Consider the following 15940-nt stretch of genomic DNA (forward strand, 5'->3'; position numbering starts at 1 on the left):
CAGGATGCCCACCCCACAAGACACTTGATCTATGTTTTTATTCCCTGGGGCGGGCAGGATGCCCACCCCACAAGACACTTGATCTATGTTTTTATTCCCTGGGGCGGGCAGGATGCCCACCCCACAAAACACTTGATCTATGTTTTTATTCCCTGGGGCGGGCAGGATGCCCACCCCACAAAACACTTGATCTATTGTGGGATGGGCATCTTGCCCGTCCCTGACCCCTTGTAAGATCTAAGTTATGGAAATTCATCAAATCGTTGTGAAGTTTATATAATACCCTCTCCCATTGGGGGAAGTGCAAAAACCAAATATGTTTACCTATCAATGTCCGAAAGGTCACGTTTCAACCGAACCAGATTACTGTTCCGAATGCGGTGCTAAAATTCAGGGCATCTCTGAACTGTCATCGGTGAAAAATGCAGTTGCTGCAACTGTACCAAAAACCGCCCAAGCGATCGTAAACTGCCCTGAATGCGGCACACCCCACGAACCGGACAGCGGCAATTTTTGCGAAATTTGCGGTTATAACTTCACGACTGGGGCGCGTGGGGAAGTGCCAATTACTCCCGTTGCGAATATCAATAAAATTGATATCCCAACACCACCTTCTCAACCGCTAACCTCTAACTTTAACTCTGCCCCAACCAACAGACAAACTGCCGTTGCCCTTGAAATTATTGTTACCATAGATCCATCTTTAAGAAGTCCGGAAAGTCCGCCAGCGCCTACCAATCAACCGCCTATTACTTTCAAACTAGATCGAGAAAGCAATTTGATCGGACGCCGCAGCGAAATGCGGGGAATTCACCCAGATATTCCCTTAAATTTTGACGATGCCGTTTCTCACCGCCACGCTTTGATCGTTCGACAATCTGACGGAATTTTTATTTTGCGCGATATCGGTTCATCAAACGGGACGAAACTAAACGGTGTGGAATTGCAACCGATGGTAGATACTCCGATAAAAGATGGCGATGAATTCACGCTAGGACATTGGACGCGAATCAAGGTGAAAGTGGCTAATAGCTAATGGTTGGCTAATAGGTAATAGTAAAAATCTACCTAATACCATATTCCCCAATTAGCAATTAGCAATTAGCAATTAGCAATTAGCAATTAGCAATTACCAATTACCAATTACCAATTATGAAAACAACTGCAATTTCAAAACAGGCAAAGCAACCCACAAATATAATTGCCAAATTCAATACGCCGCAACTGCTTAAAGGTGGGTTATATCTCAGTTGGGGGACAAGTTTGCTGCTTTTAATTGCGACAATTTCCGGCGTTCAAGGGCAGCGACATGCTATCCAAACTGTGGGGAAAGACTCAGCTCCTAGTATCCTTACTGCTATCCGAATTAAGGATAGTTTGGCGGGTATGGATGCCAATGTTGTAAACGAATTACTTGTTAAACCGGGAGAAAACCCCCGAGCTATTCAAGACTACGAGGAGCGCTACCAAAAATTTGCTGAAAGAATGGTTGCTGTGGCTGAAAATATTACCTATGATGGGGAGCGCAAACCAATTGAAACTTTACAACTTGCTATAGGTGTATACATTGCAAAAATTCAACAGGCGCGGGACTTCAATGCCAGCGGCAATACAAATGGGGTGATAACTGCTTATCGCGAAGCTGCTGAAATTATGGATAAAACGCTTTTGCCAGCAGCGGATGAACTAGCTAAGGTAAATTTGGAACAGTTAGATAAATCCTACGATACGGAAAGGTTTGCTGCGGGGCGATCGCTCTTTTTTGTCATCATCTCCGGTTTGCTTTTAATGGGTACGCTGGTGGGAATTCAGCTATTTCTCAACTACCGGATGCGCCGCATTCTGAACCCGATGTTGCTGGCGGCGAGCGCGATCGCTTTCATTTTCCTTGGTTATACAATACAGGCATTGTTGGCTTCATCTCACCACCTAAAAGTCGCCAAAGAAGATTCTTTTAAATCTCTGCACTTGCTGCGACAAAGTCGAGCGATTGCCTACAGCGCCAATGCAGACGAAAGTCGCTATTTGCTCGATACAACTCGTGCTGCAATTCACGAACAAGCTTTCTTCAATAAGGTTGATAAAATTGCCAAATTGCCTAACAATCAGACATTTGAAACCCTCGCTACCACAGTCTTGAAGGGTGAGAAAGTTTGGGGTGTGACTGGGTTGATGGCTGATGCTTTGAATAATATCACCTTTGAAGGAGAAAAAAATGCGGCGGTGGCTACCCTTAACACTTTTGACAGTTATTTCAAACTGGATAAACAGATCCGCCAACTCCAGCAAAGCGGCAAACGTGACGAAGCTATAACGCTTTGTACCGGGTATAACCAAGGACAGTCAAACTGGGCATTTGAGCAGTTTAAAGCTGCCCATCAAAAGTTCCTCGATGTGAATCAGGAACAATTTGATGATGCGATCGCTAAAGGTTTCAAAGATGTACAAAACTTCGAGATTATTGCCTCAGTCGCAACTGCTTCAATCGCCTTACTAACTTTATTTGGACTGCTTCCCCGCATTAAAGAGTACGAAATGTAAATGGGTAATGCCGTTCCCAGGCAGATCCGTGGGAACGAGTCCCAATGCCGTTCCCAGGCAGATCCGTGGGAACGAGGAATGGGTAATGGGTAATAAAAAATCCTACCAATTACCTATTAGCAATTAGCAATTAGCAATTAGCAATTAGCAATTAGCAATTAGCAATTAGCAATTAGCAACATAATCTAATGCCAGATAAATAACTAAATCTTGACGCTCGTTTCCCTCCTCTTTGGTCATCATGTTGTGAGGGATATTTAATGCCTTTTCAAAGCCGATATACTGACATTTGGGTTGAAGTTTTACTACAGCTTTGAATAACTTTTGAGGTTCGCGTCTGCCGACGGCGCGATCGCATTCGCTTGATACAATTAACATCGGTGCCGCAGGGCTAGTTTTGGCGCGTTGGAGTACCTCATCTCCCATGTCTAAAAACAAGCGCAATGCTGGCATGTAAAAGCCTTCATAACCATAATTCACCGCTCCAGGCGGAGTTTTCCACTTAAAGTAAATATTGAACAATCCCACTACCAAATCTACTAACTTGTTAGTATTGCTTAAATAAGGAGCAAATATCAAACCACGGTCAATTTTTTGAGGGCATTCTAGTGCCAGCCAAGCGGCTAAAGTGCTGCCACCCGATAACCCGCCCACAACGACTTTTTCTCCAAAAACCCGCGCCTGCTCTAGCCACTCCAGCCCGAATTCCTGATAAGTTACCCGATTTTCTGGCAGGGGAGGCGGATTTTTTTTATCCCAATTACCTGCAATTCCATGACCGGGTAGACGTGGAATTAAAACATTGTATCCCGCCTGAAAAAAAGCTTCTCCAATCGGAACAAATTGCTGGGGAACGGCAGTGAATCCGTGGAAAAATAAAAGAACTTTATCCGTGGGAGTAGGATGAAGAAAAAAACGGGAGTAACAGGTATCATCTGCTAATCCCATTGCTTCTTCCCTTTCCCTAGTCTTTTCTACGATAATCTTTGAAATGGTAGAATAGTTAGACAATACTCCTTTCAAAGCGCTACACATAAGTTGCTCTTTCGACCTCTGCCCCACAAGGTTATTCACGATTATAACCCGACCCCGTGAAAATCAATAGCGGGTTGCAACAGCAGCGAAATCGCTGCTACAACCAAAAAAGATAAAGTCACCCAAAAGAAAATACGCATTTTACCTATTTGAGCTTCTGATCTAGTGTTAGCGTTGCGTCCGCGAGTTTATCGTGCGTCCCAAGGCGGATTTGTGAAAGAAAGCGGGTTTCTTTCACAATACCTTCGCCAAAATCCGACACCCTTAAGGGTGTGGCTATACAAACAAAGCCCGCCTGCGCGGGCTGCAAGAATTTTAGCCCAGGTCGGTGGGCTTTGTTTGTGTAGCCCCAGGCTTTAGCCTGGGGGCTCTTGGCGTTTCAGAAAATTGGCAGATATATTAATTAAAAAACGCGGTTTTTTTAATTAAGTATTAAACTAAAGTCATCGCCCTTCAGGCATAGATACTCACTGTTATGAGAAGGAAACTTGCTATCATCACCCTCAGCTTAGGAGCGGTGTTAGTCGATCTCGATGGATGCACGCCGAATCGGCTAGATGCCTTAACCGTAGCGCAAAACCAGGTGGATACTTCCGTCTCCATCCCTCAATCTGACGTCCCTATTTTCGAGTTACCCGCACCGAATTGGACGCCGTTGTTACCCGTAAAAGAGTCAGCTTTTACAGTTTGCTGTCAGTCTAGGCGCTGGGGTTTTGACGAGCAATTGTGGGAACAAAACGGTAAAACTGGGGATAAAGAAGCGCTTCTCCAATCAATTGATCGGAGTTTGCGTTACTTGCAAACTGCGGAATCCGCCGCCGCTTATCGCCGCTACCGCGTGGCTGGTATTACGCGCGAACGCGCCCGACGCAGTTTGAGGCGATTTCAACAACTTGTAATTGAGTCGCGATCCCCCGCAGAACTTCAAGCCGCAATTTACCGCGAGTTTGATATTTACCAATCCATCGGGAGTGACGGATTTGGTAATGTTTTATTCACCGCTTATTTTGAACCAATTTATACTGCTAGTCGCGTTCCTACCCCAGAATATCGCTATCCGATTTATCGATTACCCCCCGATTTCAAATCTTGGCGTAGACCCCATCCTACCCGCGAACAATTAGAAGGAAAAGATGGTTTGCAAGGTGACCAAGGAAAGTTGCGGGGATTGGAGTTATTTTGGTTCAAAGATCGCTTAGAACCTTATCAAATTCAAATCCAAGGTTCGGCTCGACTTCAACTCAACGATGGCACTCAAACAACGGTAGGATATGCGGGAAATACTGCTTATAATTATACCAGTTTGGGACGCTCGTTAATCGATGATAAAAAGTTACCAGAACAAGGGGTAACGATGCCGATAATTCTGCAATATTTCCAACAACATTCAGAGGAATTGGATATCTATATCCCGCGCGATCGCAGCTTTGTTTTTTTCCAAGAAAACCACGGTCGTCCTGCTACGGGAAGCATTCACGTTCCCCTAACTCCAGAGCGTTCAATTGCTACGGATAAATCTAAAATGCCACCCGGTGCTTTAGCGCTAATTCACGCCCAAATTCCCTATGTTAATGCTACAGGTCAGATGGAACAGCGAACCGTTAGCCGTTACGTACTCGACCAAGATACGGGAGGCGCAATTCGAGGCCCAGGGAGGGTAGATTATTTTTTAGGTAGCGGTCAAATAGCAGGCGATCGCGCCGGAGTTACTGTCGGAAACGGACAGCTTTATTATTTGTTTCTCAAGCGTTGAGAAAGGGAGCGGGTGAGCAGGTGAGCAGGTGAGCAAGTGAGCAGGTGAGTAGGTGCGCGGGTGAGCAGGGGAAAATATATAGCGGATTGCAGCCGTATGAGGTACGGCTTGGTGTGCAAGCAGCAAAAATGGCAGCGCGCTTGACAAACAAAGCGATTTGGCTTTCCTTCACTCGCTTACAATCCGCTGTACATTCAAATTCCCCTCTGCACCTGAAGCTCCCCTGCCCACCTGCACACCTGCACACCTGCACACCTGCCCACTTTCCCCATTTTCTGCTATTTGAGATCGGCAATAGCTTGGCTTACTTCAATGGGATTTTTAAACTCCCGATCTGGTAATTTCTCTAATGCTGAGATGGCTGCTTCATCAGCACCTTTTTGCCTGACGTGGTTGATTAAGTCTTGCTTTCTAGCTGGATAGTCAACCCCTTTTAGGTGCTTTTGTAGCTGAACTGGGTTGAGTTGAGCCATTGTTCTCCCCCTATTATTTTGATGCTCTAAGTGAAAATTATGCTTTCAAATTAGCGCCCGTATCGGGGTTTCTCATCTTACCAGGGTTACAGCCTGCTGTTAAATAAATCTGTCAATCGGAGTAATAAATAAAACTCCAAATTTAATTATCTATTCGTTAACCAGCCATTTACCAATAACCTGAGCCATACCAACGGGCTGTTCGGTAAAGCCAATTTTTTTGTAAAACTCAGGCGCATCATCTGTAAATAAATAACCCAAGTTGCTAGTTATAACTATCGTGGGTTGCACAGCAGAAGCTAATCGCCAGCTTGCTAATTGCTGATGGGAATATTTTTCGGTTCTACCAGCCATTAGCTATTAGCCATTAGCCTGTCTTGGGCCGTAAAAAGATAACTAGCAACTTGTGTTAAATATACATGTTGTCCTTTTAATTTCTCTAAAATGATTTGCATCATTGTGCGTGCAATTCCCTGACGGCGATAGATAGTAAGTGTCCAGACATCAACAATATAAGCATTGCAGACACCATCAGACAAAACACGAGCTGTGCCAATAATTTGATTATCTGCATAGGCAATACAAGTAGCGTAGCTATTTTCAAATGACTTTTTGAGTTGAGCATGGCTTCGTCCATTATCAAATGCATCGGCGCGTAGCACTGATTTCATCTGATGCCAATCAACATTGTCCAAATTTGTTTTGTAAGTTACTTGCAGCATACCCGATTAAACTAAAGGATCGCTCCTTGTCTGTTTCCCTTTGCCGCTTTAGAACCCCGGTTTTTCTAAAAAACCGGGGTTCTGTCAACTAGGATCTCAGACTTAGTTAATATCAGCCTCATACTTTGGGCAGATTTAGCCGAGGGGTATTTCGATGACAAACTCCGTCCCTTCTCCCGGTGCTGAAATACAGCTTAATTTGCCTCCATGTTTTTCTGCGATAATTTGGCGACAAATAGACAATCCTAACCCGGTTCCCTTCCCTAGGGTTTTGGTAGTAAACATCGGCTCAAAAATCCGCTGTTTTACTTCTGCCGTCATCCCCGAACCGTTATCAGCAATCCGGATTATTACATGATTTTTATCGCTCAGTTCAGTGCAAATTTTAATAGTAGGTAATTCGTGATTGGTAATTGGTAATTGGTCAAGAGTAATTTCTTTCCCATTACCCTCGTTCCCTGGCGCAGCCTGGGAATCTTCCAACGCATCAATTGCATTGGCAAAAATATTCATAAATACCTGATTCATTTGTCCGGGATAGCACGTCACAAGGGGGAGGTTACCATAGTGCTTAATGACTTTAATTTCCGGCTGGTTACCGCAGGCTTTCATTCGATGGCGCAAAATTAATAAAGTGCTATCGATTCCCTCGTGCAAATTTACCGGGATTTTTGTCGTGATATCCGAGCGCGAGAAATTCCGCAGCGAGTTAGAAATATTTTGAATTCGCTCCGACCCCAACTTCATCGAATCGAGAATTTTGGGCAGATCTTCTAGGATAAATTCTAAGTCTACCTCGTCTGATTCGTTTTCAATTTCGGGTACTGGTTGAGGATAATGTTTTTGATAAAGTTGCAATATTTTAGTCAGATCTGCTACATATTGTTTCGCCGGTTCAATATTGCTGGAAATAAAGCTGATTGGATTATTAATTTCGTGAGCAACCCCAGCGACTAATTCCCCCAAACTCGAAAGTTTTTCCTGCTGAATCATTTGAATTTGAGCTTTTTGCAGTTCTGCCGTTCGCTCGGCAACTCGTTGTTCTAATCCCTCGTTCAACTCTACGAGTTGAGCATTTTTTTCTTCCAGGGTTTTGGTTAAGGAGCGCAGTTTCAAATGCACCTTAACTCTCGCTAATACTTCCTCTTGTTCAAAGGGTTTTGTGATATAATCTACCGCTCCCAACGACAACCCTTTAAGCTTACTTTCCTTATCGGCAAGGGCTGTCATAAATATGATCGGAATGTCATAAGTTGATGGGTTAGATTTCAGTTTGATACAGGTTTCAAACCCATCAATTCCCGGCATTTCAACGTCCAACAAAATGAGTGCGGGTTGGTCATATTGTACCTGTTCGATTGCACTTTCACCATCCACAGCTACCCGCACTTTGAACCCCGCAGATTTTAGTGCTTGGGTTAGTACTGATAAGTTAGTGGGGTTGTCATCTACAACTAAAATGAATTCTGTCATTGTTTTAAACCAATAATTTTTGAGATAATTTTAAGCTAATTAATTAGCGTTTATCAAACTTTTAATAAAATTTTGAATTTGTTTTACCTGAAAGCTTTCGGCTAATTCAACTAATTTTTGGGCAAACGGTATTGATTCAGGCTGAGATTGTTTAAGCTGGCTAGCTGCTTCTACGATTTCATCGAGATCTCCTTTTTTAGCAAGTTCGTACAGTTGCATCAAGATATCTGCGCTTGGGGGTATGATCTCTTCTGAACTCAGGGTTACAGCGGGTGCTGAAACAATTTTTTTCAGGGGATCTCGCGCTTCGTAAACCCATGTTAGTTCCATGTGTACTCGCAGGATTTCTAGCAATTTTTCGGCTGGCAAGGGTTTAGGTAAAAACTCATCTGCTCCCGCATCTAAACTCTTGTTTTGATCCGTATCAAATACGCTGGCTGAAGAAGCGATCGCCACCACTTCTTTCAACCCCGCTATCTGTCGCAAGCGTCGCAGCATCTCGAATCCATCCATCACCGGCATCACCAAATCGGTAATAATTAAATCCGGTTGAAACTCGACGGCTTTTTCTAAACCTTCCGCACCGTTTTTAGCTTCCACTAATTCAAATCCAATCGGTTCGAGCAAATTCACCAAAATCGAACGATTTTCCCATCTATCATCGACAACTAAAATTTTCCGCTTTGTACCTTCAAACCCGATTATAGTTCCTTGTTGCGCGACTCTCGAACTTTCTGCCCAGTTTAATGCTAAAGGCAAGTTTAAATCAAAGCTAAAAATGCTCCCTTTTCCTGGTTGACTTTGCACTTCTAAGGTGCTGTTCATTAAAGATACTATTTTTTGGCTAATTGCCAATCCCAAACCCGTCCCTTCGGATTGCTTTTTGCTGTCTCCCACTTGCTCGAAGGGTAAAAATATTTTTTCTAATTGTTCGGCAGTCATCCCTACACCCGTATCTTCAATTTGAAAGCGAATTTTTTTGATGGGTAATTGGGAATTGGTCATTGGTAATTGGTGAGATTCTTTTTCATTACCCTCGTGACCAGGCGCAGCCTGGGAATGCAATGACCCATTCCCAATTACCTCAATAATTTTGCATGTTACTCCGCCATTTTCGGTGAATTTTATGGCGTTGCCGAGTAAGTTAATTAATACCTGTCGCAGGCGCTTTTCATCTACGCAAACGCCGATGGGAAGTTGACCCTCGCTTTGGTAAATAAAAGCCAGACCTTTTTGTTCGGCTCGAATGCGACAGATTTCGGCAACGCTTTGGAGAAAGGACGGAAAATGGATTTCTGATGAATTAAGTTCCATTTTCCTGGCTTCGATTTTGGACAGGTCAAGAATATCTTCGATTAGGGTTAATAAGTGAGAACCGCATTGATAGATAATACCCACTCCTTTTTGTTCTTTTTCGGTCAAAGTTTTTGAGCGTTGGAGAATTTGGGCATAACCCAAAATGCCGTTGAGGGGAGTACGCAATTCGTGACTCATGTTAGCGAGGAATTCGCTTTTGGCTTGGCTGGCAGTATCGACAATTTTTAGCGCTTCTTGGAGTTGCTGGGTGCGTTCTTCTACTCTAATTTCTAGTTCGGCTTTGGATTTTTCTAACTGATCGAATGCGGTTTGCAGTTGAGCAGCCATGCTGTTAAAAGCTTTGGCTAAAACTCCTAATTCGTCTTTTCTTTTAACGCTAACTGTTTGAGTTAAATCCCCAGCAGCTACCTTGGTTACTGTTTTAGTCATGGCTAAAATCGGTCGCGTAATTTGGCGCGATAGCCAGTACACTGCTACTAGCAATAATCCAGCCAAAACCAATCCAATTACTACAATAGTACTGGCTAGCTGTCTGGCAGGCGCAAAGGCTTCTGTTTGTTCGATCTCGGCTAATAGTGCTAAATTCTCTTTGTCAAGCCAGCGATAAACGCCTACAACTGGAATCCCGTCATAGTTTTGATAGCGTCCAAAACTGCTAGAACCTGCGACTGCGGCGTCGATACCGAAGCTGCGAATTCCTTCAGCAAATTTTTGGCTTCCCGCCTGTCTTCCTGAAATAAAAACGTTTCGGTTGGCTAATTTTCCTACTAGATACGTTTCGCCGCTCCTTCCTAAACCTGTGCGATCGCCTATTAATTCCTCGATACCTTTTAGATCTAAATTAACTGCGATCCCTCCCAGTCTCTGTCCCTCTTGGTTAAATATCCCAGTCGCAAAGGTAATCTTCGCTTCTCCAGTCTGCGGCGATGTATAAAACTTCGGCGCCGCCGCCTCTGCTGTCTCGCGGGTAAAATAAACTATCGGTTCTTCTAATCGAAAATATTTCCCTTCTAAAGTTTTATCGATTGAGGAAAAGACGACCATGTTGCCGTTAGTTGCGATCAAAATACTTTGCAAGCTCGGCTTAACTGCACTAATATCTGATATAATTTTTCTCAGCCGCGAATAGGCTATGTCCCGTTCCGGGTCATATTGGTCTTTTACGTACAAAATCGCCAGTTGTTCCTGAATTTCCGGCACTTGGGCGAGCCAAAGAATATCTTGACGCTGGTTTTTGATCCAATCTTCCAGCTGGTATTCTTTTAAGGATGTGGCTACGGTGAGTCGATCGACGACAGATTGTTCGAGGGCGTTTTGTGCTTGCACATAAACAGTTGTCGCCAAAAGACCGAGAACTAGGAGCGATAAAACTGAATAATAACTGACTAATTGGAATATCAAACTATTCTGGCGAAATTTCATAGATTAATCGCGGCGTGTCCTTTTTGTTTTTATTGCTGAAGCGAGGCGCGCGAGTGGCGAGCGCTCCCAAAAATCCCAGAAATACCAGTGTCAAGGTTCATACGTGTTTGTCATAGCTTGTTAGGTAACCCTGGCTGAATGGTTTATTCCACGTAGCTTCGTTCCCCGTTTTTTTAATTTAAGTAACATTTTAGACGAAAAAAAGCAGAAGGGAGGGGCGACGTTTTTATAGCGGATTGCAAATGAGTCAGGTACAGCCTTCAGGCTTTGTTTGTCAAGCGCGCACCGTTAACGGTGCCGCTACACAAACTTGCGGTGTACCTCATACGAGTGCAATCCGCTGTACTCTTCACGGCATCTTTAAAAATGGGGGGGAAGATGAGCAAGATCGGCAAGATGAGGAAAACAGGACTTACGCAAAGAAACCGGGTTTCTATGTCTACGCAGAAACTTTGGTGATAAGCTCGTAGTGCGTAAGTCCTGGCAAATCACCAAAGTTTCTCTGAAAAATCTTCGGTTTGGCAACGAGAGATCTACGCAGAAACTTTGGTGATAGGAACGCCCTTGCCTAAGTTTTAGAAGAATTCTTCTCGCTCTTCCCTCTCCCTAGAAGGAAAATACGCCTTAGGGTAAATTGCCAAAGATATGTCACCTATCTAAGGTAAAGAAAGCTAGCGACTTACGGGGAATAAAATTCCTTGGCAACTTTCATGGTCAAAATACCGCGTTATCAACTTTGGTGCTACGGCGTTGCTGCTTTCAGTGTAGCGATGGCGCTGTTACTCACCCTACTGCTAGAGCCATTTGTTTCCCCCAGGATTTTTGCGCTGTTTTATGCGGCGGTAGCCATCAGCACCTATTACGCCGGTATGAGGGCGGGGTTGCTCGCTACTCTATTATCTACCCTCGCCATCAGCTACTTCTTCCTGCCGCCACTTGATTCCTTTGCAGGCATGAGTCTGGCGAACACGATCCAGTTGGGTGCCTTCGTATTGGTAACGCTGCTAATCAATTCGCTCAACACTGCGTTGCGGGATGCCAAACGGCGCGCTGAAAGTAACTTGCAAAAGCTACAAGCAAGCGAGGAACGTTACCGCGTGCTGGCGGAAAACGTACCCCAACTGGTTTGGTTTACCCGCGCCGATGGTTTCGTGGAGTATTTTAACCAGCGCTGGTACGATTCCACCGGACTAACACCGGATACATCCTTTGGATGGGAGTGGCAACGCGCTATTCACCCAGATGACCTGCCAGAAATGCTCCGCAAGTGGAAAACTGGTCTGGCAACGGGTCATGCAGTTGAAACGCAATACCGCCTCAGACTAGGCAATGGTGCTTACCGCTGGCACATGACGCGGGCAGTCCCCTTACGTAACTCACTTGGTAATATTACTAACTGGTTCGGCACTTGTACTGATATTCACGACCAAAAGCAAGCAGAGGCGGCGCTTGAGCAGCAAAAGCAGGAATTGAAAGCTTTGGTGGAAAACTCGCCCGATATTATCGCTCGCTTTGACCAAAACTTGCGTCACGTGTATGTATGTCCCGCCGTCGAGCAAGCAACTGGAATGCCAAGAGAAGCGTTCCTGGGTATGACTAACCGGGAAATGGGTTTTGGAGAGAAAATTTCTAGTTTTTGGGACGAAAACCTGCGGCAAGTCTTTAATACTAAACAAGGAAAGACCATCGAGTTCGAGTTCTCGACCCCGAAAGGCACGCGCCACTATCACTCTATGCTCGTACCTGAATTTGCCCCGGATGGATCGGTAAATTCGGTACTGGGTATCTCCCGCGACCTGACAGAGTATAAACAAGCGGAACAAGAACGCATTCGCCTGCTGCAAGCACTGAAGTCAGAACAAAAGCTTTTGCAAGCGACGATCGAACAAATGCCAGCGGGACTGATAGTGGTAGAAGCGCCTGCGGGTCGCTTGTTGTTGGCAAACGCCCAAGCACAGCAAATTTTAGCTGGATTTTCCCTAAATCTGGAACGGGTGGTAGATTACGTTCAGCCTTCCCACTCATTTTTTGACTCGGATGGACGACGCTACACCGCAGAGGAAATGCCTTTAGCGCGCAGTCTCGTTTCCGGAGAAATTGTCATCGCCGAAGAGATGGAAGTTTTGTTCCCCGATGGGGGTCGCAAAACGTTGCTAGTTGATTCTAGACCGATTGGCAATGCTGCGGGAGAAATCGAGGCAGCGATCGCTACTTTCTACGACATTACAGAACGCAAGCAATTTGAACAAGCAGTGCGCCAACAAAGTGAAGAAAGATTTCGCCAATTGGTAGAAAACCTGCAAGATGTGTTTTGGATATCCGATCCAAAACAAGAGCAACTGATTTATGTTTCTCCCGCTTACGAACAAATTTGGGGGCGTGACTGCGAAAGTTTGTACGCTAATTTCAACGAATGGATGGAGGCGATTCATCCCGAAGACCGGGAACGAATTCGCACTGTTTTTTACGAGCGATCGCTCATTGGCGGATACGATGTTGAGTATCGCGTTGTCCGCCCCGATGGCACAATGCGATGGATACGCGATCGCGCGGTGCCGATTAAAGACGAATTTGGCAATGTGATTCGCGCCGCTGGTATCGCCGAAGACATCACCCGACTAAAGCAAGACCAAGAAATTATCGCCGCACTCAATCTTGACTTGCAGCACCGCGTATCCGAGTTGCAAACATTGTTTGAAGTGATACCGATATCGATTGCGATCGCTAACGATCCTCAATGCCGTCACATCCAGGTAAACCGAGCTTTGGCTCAAATTCTAGGCATCTCCCCCGATAGGAATGCTTCCAGCACCCCAGCAGAAAATGCTCCCCCACCGCCGTTTAAAGTTTACCGTCATGGTGAAGAATTACCAGGGGAAGAATTGCCCCTGCAATACGCCACGATTCATGGTGTAGAAGTGCGGGATGCAGAAATTGATGTCGTGCGCGACGATGGGACAGTATTTAACTTATATGGGTACGCCTCGCCTTTATATGACGAACAAGGACAACCCAGAGGCGCAGTTAGTGCCTTTTTAGACATTACCGAACGCAAGCGCACCGAAGCCGCACTCAAACAAAGCGAGGAACGGTTCCGCGTCACCCAAGAACTATCCCTCGATGGCTTTACCATTATGCAAAGCGTGCGAAACGCAGCCGGAGAAATTATCGATTTTGAATGGAATTACGTCAATCCCAAAGCTGGAGAAATTCTCCAACGTTCTGCTGAAGAATTAATCGGACGGCGTCTATTGGAAGTGCTGCCGGGGAATAAAGAAAACAGCGAATTGTTTGACCGCTACGTGCAAGTTGTCGAAACAGGAACGCCCCACGATATTGAAATTTACTACGAAGCCGAAGGCATTAAAGGTTGGTTCCGCAACATGACCGTAAAATTGGGGGATGGCGTCGCGATTTCGTTTAGCGATATTACCCAACGCAAATCTGCCGAAGCCGAACGAGTCGAGTTGTTAGAAAGAGAACGCACAGCCAGGGAAGAAGCCGAGAAAGCCAACCGGATCAAAGATGAATTTTTGGCGGTATTATCCCACGAATTGCGAAGTCCGCTCAATCCGATTATGGGATGGGCGAAATTGTTGCGAAGTCGCAAGTTCGACGAAACCAAGACAGCCAGCGCCCTAGAAACTATCGAACGCAACGCCAAATTGCAAGCGCAACTAATCGAAGACTTACTCGATGTCTCCCGCATTTTACGCGGCAAATTAACTTTAAATATCGCCCCCGTTAACTTAGCAAACACCATTGCAGCCGCAATCGAAACAGTTCGCCTATCCGCCGAAGCCAAGTCAATTCAAATTCAAACCGAACTTAACCCCAATGTCGGATTAGTTTTGGGAGATAGCGGACGACTTCAACAAGTCGTATGGAACCTCGTATCTAACGCCATTAAATTTACAGCGGATGGAGGAAGAGTTGAAGTAAAACTGTCAGCGGTAATGGGTAATAGGTCATCCCATTCCCAGGCGGATCCAGGGAACGAGGGTAATGAAAACTCTTTTCTTGCACCTGACATGGGCGAGACGGGCAGGATGCCCATGCCACAAGAGATGCCCATGCCACAAGAAATCCCCATGCCACAAGAAATCCCCATGCCACAAGAAATCCCCATGCCACAAGAAATCCCCATGCCACAAGAACAACCAGCCTCTTGTGGGGTGGGCGAGACGGGCAGGATGCCCATGCCACAAGAAATCCCCATGCCACAAGAACAACCAGCCTCTTGTGGGGTGGGCGAGACGGGCAGGATGCCCATGCCACAAGAAATCCCCATGCCACAAGAACAACCAGCCGCTTGTGGGGTGGGCGAGACGGGCAGGATGCCCATGCCACAAGAAATGCCCATGCCACAAGAACGGGCAGGATGCCCATGCCACAAGAACAACCAGCCTCTTGTGGGGTGGGCGTCCCGCCCGCCCAGTCTATTGCTGCAAGATCTCAGGAACAATTACCAATTACCAATTACCAATTACCAATTACCAACTACGCTCAAATTACCGTCACCGATACGGGCAAAGGTATCAAACCAGACTTTCTTCCCTACGTGTTTGACTACTTTCGTCAAGCAGATAGCAGCACAACGCGGAAATTTGGCGGGTTGGGATTGGGACTGGCAATTGTCCGTTACTTGGTAGAATTACACGGCGGTACCGTTCGGGCAGAAAGTCCCGGTGAAGGAATGGGAGCAACTTTCAGCGTCAGACTTCCCTATCGAGTAATGAAAAATGCAGCAGCAACAACAGAAGAACCAACCAACCTGCCAACTGTTGCTACAACGCATCCATTGCAAGGCGTGCAAGTTTTGGCAGTCGATGACGATGGGGATATGCGCGAGTATATCGCCTTTGTGCTAAAGGAGTCTGGTGCAGAAGTAACTTTGGCAGCATCGGCAGATGAAGCGCTAAAACTTTTGCCACAAATTAAACCACACTTGCTGGTAAGCGATATTGGGATGGCAAAGGTGGATGGTTATATGCTGATGGGGCAAATTAGATCTCTCGCACCAGAAGCAGGGGGGATGGTAAAAGCGATCGCTCTCACCGCCTATGCTGGTGAATACGACCAAAAACGCGCCCATGAGGCAGGTTTCCAAATGCACCTACCCAAACCTGTTGAACCGGAACAATTAATTGATGCAATCCGGCAAATTTTGGGGATTTGGTAATTGCTAATTGCTAATTGCTAAT

The 15940-nt window shown here is 45.6% G+C and carries 13 protein-coding genes; 7 read left to right on the forward strand and 6 right to left on the reverse strand.

Annotation, left to right across the window (positions count from 1 at the left end):
- The 3 genes from MiSe_RS26620 to MiSe_RS26630 form a co-directional block, all read left to right on the forward strand.
- Positions 1-234: hypothetical protein (locus MiSe_RS26620; protein WP_226586227.1), on the forward strand; the 234-nt coding region annotated here is incomplete at its 5' end.
- Between the two features lie 82 nt (positions 235-316).
- The gene (locus MiSe_RS26625; RefSeq protein ID WP_226586228.1) at positions 317-1036 is read left to right on the forward strand and encodes an FHA domain-containing protein; all 720 of its coding nucleotides are present in this window, start codon (positions 317-319) and stop codon (positions 1034-1036) included.
- Positions 1037-1152: 116 nt separating this feature from the next.
- Entirely contained in the window at positions 1153-2541 is a 1389-nt protein-coding gene (locus MiSe_RS26630) for a GlnX family signal transduction membrane protein (RefSeq protein WP_226586229.1), read from the forward strand.
- Between the two features lie 165 nt (positions 2542-2706).
- Here the strand turns inward: MiSe_RS26630 and MiSe_RS26635 are convergent, their stop codons facing one another.
- On the reverse strand, positions 2707-3552 hold the full coding sequence (locus tag MiSe_RS26635; RefSeq protein ID WP_226586230.1) for an alpha/beta hydrolase: 846 nt from the start codon (positions 3550-3552) through the stop codon (positions 2707-2709).
- 499 nt (positions 3553-4051) lie between these two features.
- On the opposite strand from MiSe_RS26635, the gene mltA reads away from it, so the two are divergent.
- The gene (mltA, locus tag MiSe_RS26640; protein ID WP_226586231.1) at positions 4052-5329 is read left to right on the forward strand and encodes a murein transglycosylase A; all 1278 of its coding nucleotides are present in this window, start codon (positions 4052-4054) and stop codon (positions 5327-5329) included.
- A gap of 278 nt (positions 5330-5607) precedes the next feature.
- Here mltA and MiSe_RS26645 read toward each other — a convergent pair whose 3' ends face one another.
- The 5 genes from MiSe_RS26645 to MiSe_RS26665 all read right to left on the reverse strand — a co-directional run bounded on the left by MiSe_RS26645 (position 5608) and on the right by MiSe_RS26665 (position 10736).
- The gene (locus tag MiSe_RS26645) at positions 5608-5802 is read right to left on the reverse strand and encodes a DUF2795 domain-containing protein (RefSeq protein WP_226586232.1); all 195 of its coding nucleotides are present in this window, start codon (positions 5800-5802) and stop codon (positions 5608-5610) included.
- 150 nt (positions 5803-5952) lie between these two features.
- On the reverse strand, positions 5953-6156 hold the full coding sequence (locus MiSe_RS26650) for a hypothetical protein (RefSeq protein ID WP_226586233.1): 204 nt from the start codon (positions 6154-6156) through the stop codon (positions 5953-5955).
- Complete coding sequence (locus MiSe_RS26655; protein ID WP_226586234.1) at positions 6156-6524, reverse strand: GNAT family N-acetyltransferase; 369 nt, start codon at positions 6522-6524, stop codon at positions 6156-6158. Before MiSe_RS26655 ends, MiSe_RS26650 begins: the two co-directional genes overlap by 1 nt.
- 135 nt (positions 6525-6659) lie before the next feature.
- Positions 6660-7997, reverse strand: a complete 1338-nt coding sequence (locus MiSe_RS26660; protein WP_226586235.1) for a hybrid sensor histidine kinase/response regulator — start codon at positions 7995-7997, stop codon at positions 6660-6662.
- Between the two features lie 39 nt (positions 7998-8036).
- The gene (locus MiSe_RS26665; protein ID WP_226586236.1) at positions 8037-10736 is read right to left on the reverse strand and encodes a hybrid sensor histidine kinase/response regulator; all 2700 of its coding nucleotides are present in this window, start codon (positions 10734-10736) and stop codon (positions 8037-8039) included.
- A 242-nt stretch (positions 10737-10978) separates the two neighbouring features.
- Between MiSe_RS26665 and MiSe_RS26670 the strand changes: the two genes are divergently transcribed.
- The 3 genes from MiSe_RS26670 to MiSe_RS26680 all read left to right on the forward strand — a co-directional run bounded on the left by MiSe_RS26670 (position 10979) and on the right by MiSe_RS26680 (position 15918).
- Complete coding sequence (locus MiSe_RS26670) at positions 10979-11206, forward strand: hypothetical protein (RefSeq protein WP_226586237.1); 228 nt, start codon at positions 10979-10981, stop codon at positions 11204-11206.
- A 240-nt stretch (positions 11207-11446) separates the two neighbouring features.
- A complete protein-coding gene (locus MiSe_RS26675) occupies positions 11447-15388 on the forward strand; it encodes a PAS domain-containing sensor histidine kinase (RefSeq protein WP_444980555.1) in 3942 nt (1313 codons plus the stop codon).
- Positions 15274-15918 carry an ATP-binding response regulator gene (locus MiSe_RS26680; RefSeq protein WP_307731544.1) on the forward strand — a complete coding sequence of 215 codons (645 nt, stop codon included), beginning with the start codon at positions 15274-15276 and terminating at the stop codon, positions 15916-15918. Before MiSe_RS26675 ends, MiSe_RS26680 begins: the two co-directional genes overlap by 115 nt.
- The last annotated feature ends 22 nt before the right edge of the window (positions 15919-15940 follow it).

This window comes from Microseira wollei NIES-4236 (assembly GCF_020521235.1).
In the GTDB taxonomy this organism is placed as follows: domain Bacteria; phylum Cyanobacteriota; class Cyanobacteriia; order Cyanobacteriales; family Aerosakkonemataceae; genus Microseira; species Microseira wollei.

Excerpts from the sequence above, each read along its gene's own strand:
- MiSe_RS26670 (WP_226586237.1), top strand. The coding sequence starts at position 10,979 with ATGAGTCAGGTACAGCCTTCAGGCTTTGTTTGTCAAGCGCGCACCGTT.
- MiSe_RS26665 (WP_226586236.1), bottom strand. The coding sequence starts at position 10,736 with ATGAAATTTCGCCAGAATAGTTTGATATTCCAATTAGTCAGTTATTAT.
- MiSe_RS26675 (WP_444980555.1), top strand. The coding sequence starts at position 11,447 with ATGGTCAAAATACCGCGTTATCAACTTTGGTGCTACGGCGTTGCTGCT.
- MiSe_RS26655 (WP_226586234.1), bottom strand. The coding sequence starts at position 6,524 with ATGCTGCAAGTAACTTACAAAACAAATTTGGACAATGTTGATTGGCAT.
- MiSe_RS26630 (WP_226586229.1), top strand. The coding sequence starts at position 1,153 with ATGAAAACAACTGCAATTTCAAAACAGGCAAAGCAACCCACAAATATA.
- MiSe_RS26660 (WP_226586235.1), bottom strand. The coding sequence starts at position 7,997 with ATGACAGAATTCATTTTAGTTGTAGATGACAACCCCACTAACTTATCA.
- MiSe_RS26650 (WP_226586233.1), bottom strand. The coding sequence starts at position 6,156 with ATGGCTGGTAGAACCGAAAAATATTCCCATCAGCAATTAGCAAGCTGG.
- MiSe_RS26625 (WP_226586228.1), top strand. The coding sequence starts at position 317 with ATGTTTACCTATCAATGTCCGAAAGGTCACGTTTCAACCGAACCAGAT.
- MiSe_RS26645 (WP_226586232.1), bottom strand. The coding sequence starts at position 5,802 with ATGGCTCAACTCAACCCAGTTCAGCTACAAAAGCACCTAAAAGGGGTT.
- mltA (WP_226586231.1), top strand. The coding sequence starts at position 4,052 with ATGAGAAGGAAACTTGCTATCATCACCCTCAGCTTAGGAGCGGTGTTA.